The sequence below is a fragment of the Caulobacter sp. P1_B12_2 genome (assembly GCF_056406675.1).
The window spans coordinates 1-10634 of sequence record NZ_JBFTZS010000128.1 but is presented as its reverse complement, the minus strand read 5'-3'; the positions used below and the strand labels follow the sequence as shown (position 1 = coordinate 10634).

At 67.7% G+C, this 10634-nt stretch carries 13 protein-coding genes, 1 tRNA gene and 1 pseudogene; 4 read left to right on the top strand and 11 right to left on the bottom strand.

The genetic code is table 11. The features are described from left to right. A partial coding sequence (locus AC1DZ6_RS10125; protein WP_477097057.1) for an alkaline phosphatase occupies window positions 1–959 on the bottom strand: 959 nt, incomplete at its 3' end. A gap of 138 nt (window positions 960–1097) precedes the next feature. Next, the gene (locus tag AC1DZ6_RS10120; protein ID WP_477097056.1) at window positions 1098–2129 is read right to left on the bottom strand and encodes a COX15/CtaA family protein; all 1032 of its coding nucleotides are present in this window, start codon (window positions 2127–2129) and stop codon (window positions 1098–1100) included. Between the two features lie 152 nt (window positions 2130–2281). On the opposite strand from AC1DZ6_RS10120, the gene AC1DZ6_RS10115 reads away from it, so the two are divergent. Next, a complete protein-coding gene (locus tag AC1DZ6_RS10115) occupies window positions 2282–2545 on the top strand; it encodes a GlsB/YeaQ/YmgE family stress response membrane protein (protein WP_477097055.1) in 264 nt (87 codons plus the stop codon). Next, complete coding sequence (locus AC1DZ6_RS10110; RefSeq protein WP_477097054.1) at window positions 2542–2763, top strand: DUF2842 domain-containing protein; 222 nt, start codon at window positions 2542–2544, stop codon at window positions 2761–2763. The genes AC1DZ6_RS10115 and AC1DZ6_RS10110 overlap by 4 nt, the downstream gene beginning before the upstream one ends. A gap of 2 nt (window positions 2764–2765) precedes the next feature. On the opposite strand, the pseudogene AC1DZ6_RS10105 reads toward AC1DZ6_RS10110, so the two are convergent. The 8 genes and pseudogenes from AC1DZ6_RS10105 to AC1DZ6_RS10070 all read right to left on the bottom strand — a co-directional run. Next, window positions 2766–2880: pseudogene (locus tag AC1DZ6_RS10105) on the bottom strand (hypothetical protein); the annotation flags it as partial. A 74-nt stretch (window positions 2881–2954) separates the two neighbouring features. After that, a tRNA-Pro gene (locus AC1DZ6_RS10100) sits at window positions 2955–3031 on the bottom strand. Window positions 3032–3116: 85 nt separating this feature from the next. After that, window positions 3117–3548, bottom strand: coding sequence for a MerR family transcriptional regulator (locus tag AC1DZ6_RS10095; protein ID WP_477097053.1), 432 nt, complete (start codon window positions 3546–3548; stop codon window positions 3117–3119). 15 nt (window positions 3549–3563) lie between these two features. Beyond that, a complete protein-coding gene (locus AC1DZ6_RS10090; protein ID WP_029915189.1) occupies window positions 3564–3866 on the bottom strand; it encodes an integration host factor subunit alpha in 303 nt (100 codons plus the stop codon). Between the two features lie 189 nt (window positions 3867–4055). Beyond that, window positions 4056–5033, bottom strand: coding sequence for a beta-ketoacyl-ACP synthase III (locus AC1DZ6_RS10085; protein WP_477097052.1), 978 nt, complete (start codon window positions 5031–5033; stop codon window positions 4056–4058). Beyond that, window positions 5030–6121, bottom strand: a complete 1092-nt coding sequence (plsX, locus tag AC1DZ6_RS10080) for a phosphate acyltransferase PlsX (protein WP_477097051.1) — start codon at window positions 6119–6121, stop codon at window positions 5030–5032. Before plsX ends, AC1DZ6_RS10085 begins: the two co-directional genes overlap by 4 nt. A 110-nt stretch (window positions 6122–6231) precedes the next feature. After that, window positions 6232–6780, bottom strand: a complete 549-nt coding sequence (locus tag AC1DZ6_RS10075; RefSeq protein ID WP_477097050.1) for a YceD family protein — start codon at window positions 6778–6780, stop codon at window positions 6232–6234. Continuing rightward, window positions 6765–7295 (bottom strand): ubiquinol-cytochrome C chaperone family protein, encoded by a 531-nt coding sequence (locus tag AC1DZ6_RS10070; protein ID WP_477097049.1) that lies wholly within the window; start codon window positions 7293–7295, stop codon window positions 6765–6767. Before AC1DZ6_RS10070 ends, AC1DZ6_RS10075 begins: the two co-directional genes overlap by 16 nt. Before the next feature lie 120 nt (window positions 7296–7415). Between AC1DZ6_RS10070 and AC1DZ6_RS10065 the strand changes: the two genes are divergently transcribed. After that, the gene (locus AC1DZ6_RS10065) at window positions 7416–7901 is read left to right on the top strand and encodes an outer membrane protein assembly factor BamE (protein ID WP_477097048.1); all 486 of its coding nucleotides are present in this window, start codon (window positions 7416–7418) and stop codon (window positions 7899–7901) included. A 170-nt stretch (window positions 7902–8071) separates the two neighbouring features. Next, the gene (locus AC1DZ6_RS10060; RefSeq protein ID WP_477097047.1) at window positions 8072–8644 is read left to right on the top strand and encodes a response regulator; all 573 of its coding nucleotides are present in this window, start codon (window positions 8072–8074) and stop codon (window positions 8642–8644) included. A 13-nt stretch (window positions 8645–8657) separates the two neighbouring features. Here the strand turns inward: AC1DZ6_RS10060 and AC1DZ6_RS10055 are convergent, their stop codons facing one another. After that, on the bottom strand, window positions 8658–10442 hold the full coding sequence (locus AC1DZ6_RS10055) for an SLC13 family permease (RefSeq protein WP_477097046.1): 1785 nt from the start codon (window positions 10440–10442) through the stop codon (window positions 8658–8660). Window positions 10443–10634 lie beyond the last annotated feature (192 nt).

Here is a 10634-nt window from a genome sequence, read left to right as displayed (position 1 = left end):
GCCTTGGTCGCCATGGCCGCCAGGGTCGGCACGCCCTCGCCCAGGATCGGCCGCTCGACCTCGTAGGGCAGGTGCTCATTGGCGAACAGGCCCAGCACCGGGCCGGTCTTGGCCGGGTCCAGCGCCGCCAGCTCGGCGTCGGTGGTCACGTAGGCGGCGCTCGGAGTTTTCAGCCACTCGGCGGTCAGGTCGCGGCCGTCGGCGCGCTTGCCGTCCTTGGCCTCGGGCAGGAAGCGCGAGCGCCCTCCCCCAAGCGCCACGTCCAGGCGCAGGCCGGCCGGAGCCTCGACCAGTTGGCGGGCGATGTCCTTGCAGCCGGCGGCCAGGGCGTCGGTCGGCATGTCGCCGTCGCCTTCCCAGTCGCGATAGGCGGTGTGGGCGTAGGTCCCGGCCGGGGTGGCGTGGGTGATGCGGGTGGTGGTCACCGCCCCCGCCGACAGGCCGTGGGCCTTGGCCAGTTCGGCGATCGTCTCGACCCGCTGGCCGACCTCGCTGGCGCAGCTCTCCGGCTTGGCGACGCCGGTCAGGCCGATGACCTTGTTGCGGGTCTTCACGCCGGTGGTGATGGCGGTGATGCCCGCGGCGCTGTCGGTCACCTGGGTGTCGTGGCTGTAGGTCTTGGACAGGGCCGTCCAGGGCAGCTTCTCGAACGCCAGCGCATTGCTCTCGCCGTCGACACCGCGCTGCTGGCCTTCGTAGATGCGGCTGGCGACCACGGTGGAAATGCCCATGCCGTCGCCCAGGAACAGGATGACGTTCTTGGCCTTGCCGGTCCGGGGATTGACCGTCAGGGCTTTGGCCAGGGCGGCCTGACCGGCCTGGTAGTAGGCGTCGTTCGGCGCGGCGTTGGTCACGGCGGCCGCCACGGGCTTGGCGGCGGGCTTGGGTTTCGGCGCGGCCACGGCGGTCGAGGACAGGGCGACGAGGGCGGCGGCGAGGAACAGGGAGGCGCGGGTCACAGGAGGCTCCAGCAAGGACGTCGGACGTCCTGTGCTGGCGTTTCGTGACAGTTCTTTGAGCCTTGGCCTGGAAAGCCGTGCGTCATTCGAGGCCCGCCGCGCGGGAGCCTCAGGCGAGCCTCGAAGGACGCAACGCGCCTAAGGTCGTCGCACCCGCCAGGCGAAGGCCGTGGCCGTGGCCAGCAGGATCGCCGCGCCGGCCTGGTGCAGCACGCCCAGGGCCAGCGGCACCACGGCCATCAGGGTCCAGATCCCCAGGCCCGCCTGCACGAACACCACCCCGACCAACACGAAGGCCAGAAGTTTGCCATCCTCCGGCAGTCGGCGCGAACGGGTCGCGGCGACACCGATGACGATGGCGGCGACGAACAGGGCATAGGCCATCAGCCGATGATGCAGTTGCACCGCGCCGGCGCTGTGGGCGATCGTGCCCCAGAAGCCGTGGCCGGCGTATTCGGCCGGGATCAGCGCGCCGTTCATCAGCGGCCAATCGTTATAGACCAGCCCCGCGTCGTTGCCGGCCACCAGGGCGCCCAGCAGGCTCTGGAAGAACACCGCACCGAGAAAGCCCAGGGCCCAGCCGCGCCAGTCTGTCCGCTCCTCGATGCGCGGCGAGCCGGACCAGGCGTCCAGGGCGGTCCAGATCAGAAAGACGAACAGGATCAGGGCCAGGCCCAGGTGGATCATCAGCCGCTCGGGGGCCACCGAGACCCGCTCGGACAGGCCGCTGGACACCATCCACCAGCCCACCAGCCCCTGCAGGCCGCCCAGGCCCAGCAGCACGGCGCAGCGCCAGATCAGGCGGCGCGGGATCATTCGGCGGATCAGGAAGAACGCGAACGGCAGGGCGAACGCGGCGCCCACCAGCCGGCCCAGCAGGCGATGCGCCCACTCCCACCAGAAGATGCCCTTGTAGGCCTCCAGCGTCATGCCGGCATTGACCAGCTTGTACTGCGGGATCTGCTTGTAGAGCGCGAAATTGGCCTGCCAGGCGGCCTCCGACATCGGCGGCAGCGCGCCCATGATCGGCTTCCACTGGGTGATGGAGAGACCCGAGTCGGTCAGGCGCGTCGCGCCTCCGACCACCACCATGCCAAACACCAGGACGGCCACGACGAACAGCCAGATGGCCACGGGCCTCGAACGATCGGAACGCAAAAAGGACGTCATGACAGCCGGAAAGAACGTCAGTTGAGGGCCGAAATACGGCGAAGCCTTGCCGTACGCCTGACGCGCGCCTTCGTCCATGGCCTCATGACGCGTAAGGCCTCACGTGCGATGGTGCGTTCGGGCCCATATGCGCCTGGGGGTCGGAGAACATCATGAGCGGGGTTGGCGTTTTCGTTGCCGTGGTGATCGGCATCCTGGCCGGCTATGTCGCCGACCTGGTGCTGGCCCGCCGGCATGCGCTGTTCACCAAGCTCTTGATCGGGGTCGTGGGTTCGTTCATCGGAACCTTCATCGCCCAGCGGCTGGAGCTTCAGTTCGACGGCTTCCTCGGCAGCCTGCTGGTCTCCAGCGTGGGCGCGATCTTCTTCCTGGCCGTTCTCGGCCTAGTTTCGAGTGTCTTCCGGAGACCCGCTTGAGCGCTCCTCTCATTCCCGCCCGCCTGCGTAAGCTTTTAGGCGGGATTGGCATCCTGGTGTTCCTGGCCGCCTGGATCTGGGCCTTCACCAGCCTCTACGACTACCTGCCCAACAATCGCGCCGTGCACCTGATCTATTTCGTGATCGCCGGCATGGGCTGGGGTGTGCCGCTGATGCCGCTGATGTCTTGGATGGGCAAGGCGGACAAGAGGCTCTGAGACCCTGCGTCCTTCGAGGCCCGCTGCGCGGGCGCCTCAGGATGAGGAATTCAGAAGCAACACACGTTCCTCATCCTGAGGTGCGAGCCATAGGCGAGCCTCGAAGGACGCACGGCGCCCACAAACGAAAAAGGCCGCCCCGAAGGGCGGCCTTTCCATTCTTCCGGTCTCCAATTCCCCACGGGGAGGAATGGTCGGAGCGACAGGATTCGAACCTGCGACCCCTTGACCCCCAGTCAAGTGCGCTACCAGGCTGCGCCACGCTCCGATCCGGAAGGAGCGCCCTTATAGGTGCGAGCCTTGCCGGGAGCAATGGGATTTCTCGGTGAATTCCCAGGGATTTGAAGCGGGCTTCAGAGCCCCCGCAAAAGCCCGTCCAGCCGGGCTTTGACGGCCTGCAGGTCGTCCAGCGCCGACACCAGCCGGCCCCTCGCCTCGTCGGCCAGTTCGCCTCGCGGCGGCGAATCGATGGCGGCGGCGGCGGTCAGGACGTCCAGCGAGGCCGAGCCGTTGTCGCCCAGGCCCGCGGCGATCACATGGGTCAGCCCCTGCTCGCGGTGCAGCTTCTGCACGCCCTTGATGGTGTAGCCCTCGGCGTGCAGCAGGGCGCGCACGCCGCTCAGCACGGCGATGTCCTGCGGGCGGTAGAACCGCCGCCCGCCGGCCCGCTTCATCGGGCGAATGAACGAGAACTTGGTTTCCCAGAAGCGCAGGACATGCTGCGGCACGCCCAGCTCGTCGGCGGCTTCGGAAATCGTGCGGAAGGCGTTGGGCCCCTTCGCCACCGCAGCGATTCCTTCTTAGCCGCCGAGGGCGCGGTCAATTCGCGCCTTCATGACTTGCGAGGCCCGGAAACCGATCACCCGGCGGGGCTCGATCTCGGCGGGCTCGCCCGTCTTGGGATTGCGGCCCATGCGGGCCCGCTTGTCGCGCACCTGGAAAACGCCAAAACCGGAAAGCTTGACCGTTTCGCCCTGCTCCAGCGCCTCGGCGACCAGATCCAGAGTGCGTTCGACCAGGCCCGCACAATCCTGGCGAGTCAGACCGACTTCTTCGTGGACCGCCTCACAGAGATCGGCCCGGGTCAGTGTCGCGCCTTTCATGACGCCCCCTTACGCTGGATTGACAAACCCCAGAGCGCTCGCGTCCGACAGGGTGGAGCCCCGTGTTTCTGCAACGCGCTCTCATCAACTCAAGCCTGCATGCCGCGATTATCGCATGGAGTCAAAGGCTGAGCGCCAAGACTTGAGACGATAGCGCAAGCTAGCGGCCGAAAACCGCCAAGCTTGGCCTTAAAGTCGCAGAACGCAGGCGCCCCAGGTCAGTCCGCCGCCCATCGCCTCGAGCAGCAAAAGCTGGCCCGGCTTGATGCGGCCGTCGGCGATTCCCTGGGCGAAGGCCAGGGGGATCGAGGCGGCCGAGGTGTTGGCGTGCAGGGCGACGGTGGAGATCACCTTGTCCTCGTCGATGCCCACCCGATGGGCGACGCCGGCCAGGATCCGCTGGTTGGCCTGGTGCGGGATGAACCAGTCGACCTCGGGGATCGTCACGTCYGCCACCTTGGCCGCCGCGTGGATCGCCTCGGAGATGTTGATCACAGCGTGCTTGAACACCTGGTTGCCCAGCATGCGCAGCTTGCCGACCGTGCCCGTGGTCGACGGACCGCCGTCGACATAGAGCAGCTCCTGCTTCGTGCCGTCGGCGCGCAGGGCGAAGCCCAGCATGCCCTGGTCGGCCGTGGTCCCCTGCCCCTCGCGCGGCTCCAGCACCACCGCGCCGGCCCCGTCACCGAACAGCACGCAGGTGCCGCGGTCGGTCCAGTCCATCAGCCGGGWCATCGCCTCGGCCCCGATCACCAGGGCGCATTTGGCGTGACCACGCGCCACGAAGCCGTCAGCGACGCTGAGCGCGTAGACGAAGCCCGAGCAGACGGCCTGGATGTCGAAGGCGATGCCGACCGGCGCGCCCAGCTTGCGCTGAACGATGGTGGCGGTGGCCGGGAAGGTCATGTCCGGGGTGGTGGTGGCGACGATGATCAGATCGACGTCGGCAGCGGTCTTGCCGGCCCGCTCCAGCGCCTGCTGAGCGGCGCGGAAGGCCAGGTCCGAGACCGGCTGGTCGTCGGCCACCATGTGGCGCTGGCGGATGCCCGTGCGCTCGACGATCCAGGCGTCGCTGGTGTCGACGGTTTCGGCCAACTGATCGTTGGTGACCACGTTGTCCGGCAGATAGGCCCCGACGCCGGTGACGGCGCTACGAATTACGCTCACTCGGAAGCTCCCTGACCTTCGGCGCCCGACACGCCTCCAGTCGCTTCGCCTTCTGCGCCGGTTTTGAGGCCGGTTTCGGTCAGGCGTTTCAGATTGCGGTCGATCTCGGCCGAGAAGTCGCTGCGCGCCAGGTCGACCGCCACGCGGATCGCCGAGGCGTAGCCGATCACGTCCGCCCCGCCGTGGCTCTTGACCACGATGCCGTTGAGACCCAGCAGCGGGCCGCCGTTGACCCGGCCGGGATCCAGACGCCGGCGCATCTTCTTCAGCGCGCCCGAGGCGATCACCGCCCCCAGCATGGCCAGGGGGCCCGAGGTCAGGGTGGACTTGATCTCGGCCGCGAAGAACCGGGCCAGGCCCTCGGCGGTCTTCAGGGCGACATTGCCGGTGAAGCCGTCGGTGACGACCACGTCGACCGTGCCCTTGGCGATGTCGGTGCCTTCGACGAAGCCGCGATAGTCGAAGTCCAGCTTGGTTTCCTTGAGGATGGCGTGCGCCTCGCGCACCTCCTCATGGCCCTTCTGGTCCTCGGACCCGACATTCAGCAGGCCCACGGTGGGCCGCTGGGAGCCGTGCACCGCGTGGTGGAAGGCCGCGCCCATGATCGCGAACTCGATCAGTTGCTTGGCGTCGCTCTCGACATTGGCGCCGACGTCCAGCACCGCCGAGACGCCCTGCATCGTCGGCCAGCTGGCCACGATCGCCGGGCGCTCCAGATTGGCCCCCATGCGCAGGATCAGCTTGGAGATCGCCATCAAGGCGCCGGTGTTGCCGGCCGAGACGCAGGCCGCGGCTTCGTTGTTGCGGATGGCCTCGACCGCGTTCCACAGGCTTGTGCCCTTGCCCCGGCGCATGGCCTGGGCGGGCTTCTCCTCCATGGAGATCGCCTTGTCGGTGTGGCGCACCTCGCTGACGGCGCGGGCGGCCGGAGACTTGGCCAGTTGAGCGTTCAGCTGGGCTTCGTCGCCATGCAGCAGGAAACGGACGTCGGGAAGGGTCTTGGCGGCGAGCGCCACGGCGGGAACGATCACGGCCGGGCCGTGATCCCCGCCCATGGCGTCGATCGAAATGACTACGGGGTTAGGCACGAGGCGCTATCGGCTCCTGTAGCGGCGCACCGCCCGTTCGAGGGTGATGGCAAGGCGGCGGGACGATACAGCCGCGAGAATATCACGCAAGCGGAAGGAATCGGCCATTTTCAGCCCCCTTCCGCCCCGGTGTCGGGGTCGCTCTTCAGCTTTTTCAACGCGGCGAAGGGTGAAAGATCCACCGGTTCAGCCGGGGGTTGAAACACCGCGCCCGGCTTGCGGGGAAACGGGTCCAGCTCCAGGGCCAGGTGTTCGATCACATAGCCCGAGACGTCGATGGTCTCGCCCTCGAGCACGTCGGGCGGATCGTCGCCTTCCGGATCGAGCGCCAGGTCGCCGTTCTCGTCCGGAGAGGTGTTTTCGCTGGTGGCCGGCAGCACGCGCACCGAGAAGCGTGATTCGACCGGCTCCTCGAACTCGTCGGCCGAGACGCTGCACACCTGGGTGACGCGCGCCCGGATCAGGCCCGAGACCTCGGCCCCGTCCATCCAGGGCCGCAGGAAGACCTCGGCGTCCAGGGAGTCGAGCGAAACCAGGTTCAAGGTCTTGGCCAGATCCTTGCGCGCCGCTTCATCCAGCTCGAAGCGCAGTTCCTGGCCGCGCCCCATGCGCCCCAGCGTGACGCTGTAGGGCCAGGGATCGATCACGCCTTCGGCCATTGGGCCTCTCCTTGCAGCAGGGTCTCGAGCGGTTGCGCCGCCAGTCGGTCGCGGGCGGCGACCACATAGTCCGTCAGGCCGGCCACGTCGCCCTCGCCGCGTTCCTCGAAGGCCGTGCGGGCCAGGGCGGCGCTCAGCACCGAGCGGTCTGGCAAGGCGGTCGCCGCCTCGTCGAACGCCTTGAGGCGCCCGTAGGCTGCGCCCACCAGCTTTTTCATCTTCTTGCCGACGGCGGTGTCGGACACGCCGATCTCGCGGAAGGCGTCGTCCAGGCCGCGCGTATAGGCGTTGAACGTCTCCTGCGAGACCTCGGCCGCCGACTCGCCCTGGGCCTTCAGCCGCTCCAGCAGCAGGGCCACGTGCAGGGTGAACAGCTCGAACCGGCCCTCCATCGAGTCGTGAACGCCCATCTGGACGTAAAACGCGGGCGAGCGGGCCTGAGCCACCGCCGAGGCGTACAGTTTGCCCCCCGCCGCCTTGGCGGGCCTGGGTTTGAGCAGCCGGTCCAGAAACATCACTTCGCCTCGATTTCGCCGCGACACGGAACTAGTTAGCCGTTCGGTCCACGCGGACCATTGAACTAAGCCCGCGCGGGCGATAGGTCAAAGTCAGCCTGCCTAGGTTCCGGAGCCTCAATGTTTCGTCCTGCCGTTCTTGCCGCCGCCGTCATCGGCCTCGCCGTCGTCGCCGGGGGCTGTACGCCGCTGACGAGCTATTCGGGCTTTCAGGCCATCGAAGCCAAGCCGTCAGACATGAAGATCGGCGAGGACAGCAAGTCGACCGTCACGGAAAAGCTGGGCTCGCCCTCGGCCACCTCCACCTTCGACGCGAACGCCTGGTACTACATCTCGCAGACGACCGACCGCGTGGCCTTCTACAAGCCGCGAGTGATCAAGCGCGACGTGGTGGCGATCAAGTTCAACCCGGCCGACGAAAAGGTCGCCTCGGTCGACACCTTCACCCTGAAGGACGGCAAGGTCATCGCCTACAACGGCCATGAGACCCCGACCCGCGGCCGCGAGATGACGATCCTCGAACAGCTGCTGGGCAACGTCGGTCGCGGCGGCATGCTGCCTCAGGATGACGACACCCCCGGCAACCGTCCGCAGGACCGCCGCTAGGCCGCTGCCCCGACTGGAAACTTCGCCGTACGCTTTGTTAAACATAAGCGGCTGAATTTCCGCGACAATTTGTCATCGCGTCAACGGTTTCGAAACTACGGTTCGTACAATCTCTGGAAGTAAGGCTGCGGCGGCGTATCGTGGCTCCGCGACTTCCGGGGGGATGAGTTTTGAGCGCGCCCGATCTGCGTCCGTTGACGGTGCTCATCATCGACGACAATGAGCCGATGCGCGAGATCATCGCCACGGTCCTGAAGTCGCTGGGCATCCGCAAGATATTCGTGGCGAGCGACGGCGTCGAGGCGCTGAAGATCGTCACCGAGCGCGAAGTCGACATCATCTTCACCGACCTGATGATGCAGCCGGTCGACGGCCTGGCCTTCATCCGCTGGGTTCGCACCTCGCCGGCCAGCAGCAACCCCTACACGCCGATCATCATGGTCACGGGCCACGCCACCCGCGCCAGCCTCGACGAAGCCCGCATGGCCGGCGTCACCGAGTTCCTGGCCAAACCCCTCACCGCCCGCGGCGTGCTGCACCGGGTCAATGAGGTGATCAACAACCCGCGCGACTTCGTCCGGGCCGGCGCCTATTTCGGCCCCTGCCGCCGTCGCAAGATCGACCACGACTATATCGGCGAGGAACGACGCGGCGCGGCCGAGACGGCCGCCGCCCAGGTGTTCACCGACGCAGACGGCCAGATCGCCTCCGAGCCGGCCCTCAATCCGGAAGACGTCTACTGATCCGTCTTGTCCGTCAGCGGCCCGCGAAGGGCCAGACCAAGGCGATCAGGCTGGGGGCCACGACCAGGATCAAGACGGTGAGCGGCGCGCCCAACCGGGCATAGTCGCCGAATCTGTACCCCCCAGGCCCCAGCACCAGGGTGTTGCACTGGTGACCGACAGGCGTGAGGAAGTCGCAGCCCGCCCCGACCGCCACCGCCATCAGGAACGGGTCGGGGCTCAGCCCCAGGTGCTTGGCCAGGCCCAGGCCGATCGGGGCCACGATCAACACCGTGGCGGCGTTGTTCAGGAACGGCGTGGCCGCCATCGCCACCGCCATCATCGCCGTCAGGGTCAGCAGCGGCGGCATGCCATGGAAGGCGCCCGACAGCCAGCCGGCGATCAGGTCGGTGCCGCCGCTGGCCTGGACCGTGTCGCTGACGGGGATCAGGGCCGCCACCAGCACCAGGACAGGCGCGTCCAGCGCCGCGTAGGCCTCGCGCATCCGCAGGGCTCCGCTGGCGACCACGACGACGGCGGCCGCGAAGAAGCCGCCGGCCACCGGCAGCACGCCGAACGCCACCAGCAGCATGGCCACGGCCAGAATGGCGGTCGGCAGCAGGGCGTGGCGCATGCCGCCCAGCCGCACCTCCCGTTCGGCCAGCGGCAGRCAGCCCAGCGTCTGCAGGGCGGTCGGCAGCTTCTGTTCGGCGCCCTGCAGCACCAGGATGTCGCCGGCCCTCATCCGCACGGCGGCCAGGCGGCCGGCCATGCGATAGCCCGCGCGACTGACGCCCAGCAGGTTGACGCCGTAGGTATGGTTCAGGGCCAAGGTCTTGGCCGTCTGGCCGATCAGGTCGGACTCCGCGCCGATCACCGCCTCGACCACCCGCACCTCGTCGGTCGGCTCCTCCATCACGACAGGGCGGTCGGCGTCGGTCAGCTTGAGCTTGGCCTTGACGATCAGCTCGTTCAGTTCCTGGTGCTGGCCCTCCAGCAGAAGCACGTCGCCGGGCAGCAGCTTGCGATTAGGATGCGGCGAGGCGATCCGCTTGCGGGCGCGCAGCAGGGCGACGACGGCCACCGCCTCGCCCGCCGCCTTCCGCAGATCGGCGACCCGCGACTGTTCGAAACTCCAGCCGTCGGGGATCTCAACCTCGGTGACATAGGCGTTGGCCGCCAGGGCGGCGTCGATATCGATAGCGGCCTCCCGCCCCTTGGGCAGCAGGCGATAGGCGAACGACAGGTAGAGGATCGCCAGCACGGCCAGCGTCCCGCCCACCGGCATGAAGTCGAACATGGCGAAGGGTTTGCCCAGCGCTTCCTGCCGCACTTCCGAGACGATGATGTTGGGCGAGGTGCCGACCAGCACGGCCAGCCCGCCGACCAGCGAGCCGAAGGACATCGGCATCAGCAGCCGGCTCGGCGGGACGCCGGTGTTTCTGGCGATCCGCAGGGCCGAGGGCAGCATCAGCGCCAGGGCGCCGACGTTCTTGGTGACCATCGACAACAGCGTGGTGACCGTCGACAACACGGGCACCTGGGTGCGTTCGTCCTTCAGGTGCGGCAGCAACGGCGCCATCAGGGTGTCGACAAGGCCCGACCGCGAGATCGCCGCGCTCAGCACCAGGGCGCTGGCGATGATGATGACGATGTCGTTTGAAAATCCGTCGAAGGCCGACTTGATCGGAATCAGGCCGAACACCACCCCCACGGCCAAGGCGCCCAGCGCGATCAGGTCGTAGCGCCAGCGACCCCAGATGAAGCACAGCACCGTCGCGCCGATCAGAGCGAAGGACAGTCCCTGTTGCAGCGTCACGCTTCTCGCCCCCACTCGGGCCACGAGCTTGACCCGACGAGACAACGGTCACGGCGCCGTTTCCGTTCACGCCGCGCCACATGAACGGAACATAACCGCAGGCTCTGGGAACGTTCAGGCGAGGTGGCGCTTTATGGCCTCCATCGGACGCGTCGGGCGCCCGACAGATTATCGTCGGAGAACACATCATGA

What these genes read in the sequence shown, in the direction of transcription:
- AC1DZ6_RS10120 (WP_477097056.1), bottom strand. Translation starts at nt 2,129, where the DNA reads ATGACGTCCTTTTTGCGTTCCGATCGTTCGAGGCCCGTGGCCATCTGG.
- AC1DZ6_RS10115 (WP_477097055.1), top strand. Translation starts at nt 2,282, where the DNA reads ATGAGCGGGGTTGGCGTTTTCGTTGCCGTGGTGATCGGCATCCTGGCC.
- AC1DZ6_RS10090 (WP_029915189.1), bottom strand. Translation starts at nt 3,866, where the DNA reads ATGAAAGGCGCGACACTGACCCGGGCCGATCTCTGTGAGGCGGTCCAC.
- AC1DZ6_RS10075 (WP_477097050.1), bottom strand. Translation starts at nt 6,780, where the DNA reads ATGGCCGAAGGCGTGATCGATCCCTGGCCCTACAGCGTCACGCTGGGG.
- AC1DZ6_RS10070 (WP_477097049.1), bottom strand. Translation starts at nt 7,295, where the DNA reads ATGTTTCTGGACCGGCTGCTCAAACCCAGGCCCGCCAAGGCGGCGGGG.
- AC1DZ6_RS10065 (WP_477097048.1), top strand. Translation starts at nt 7,416, where the DNA reads ATGTTTCGTCCTGCCGTTCTTGCCGCCGCCGTCATCGGCCTCGCCGTC.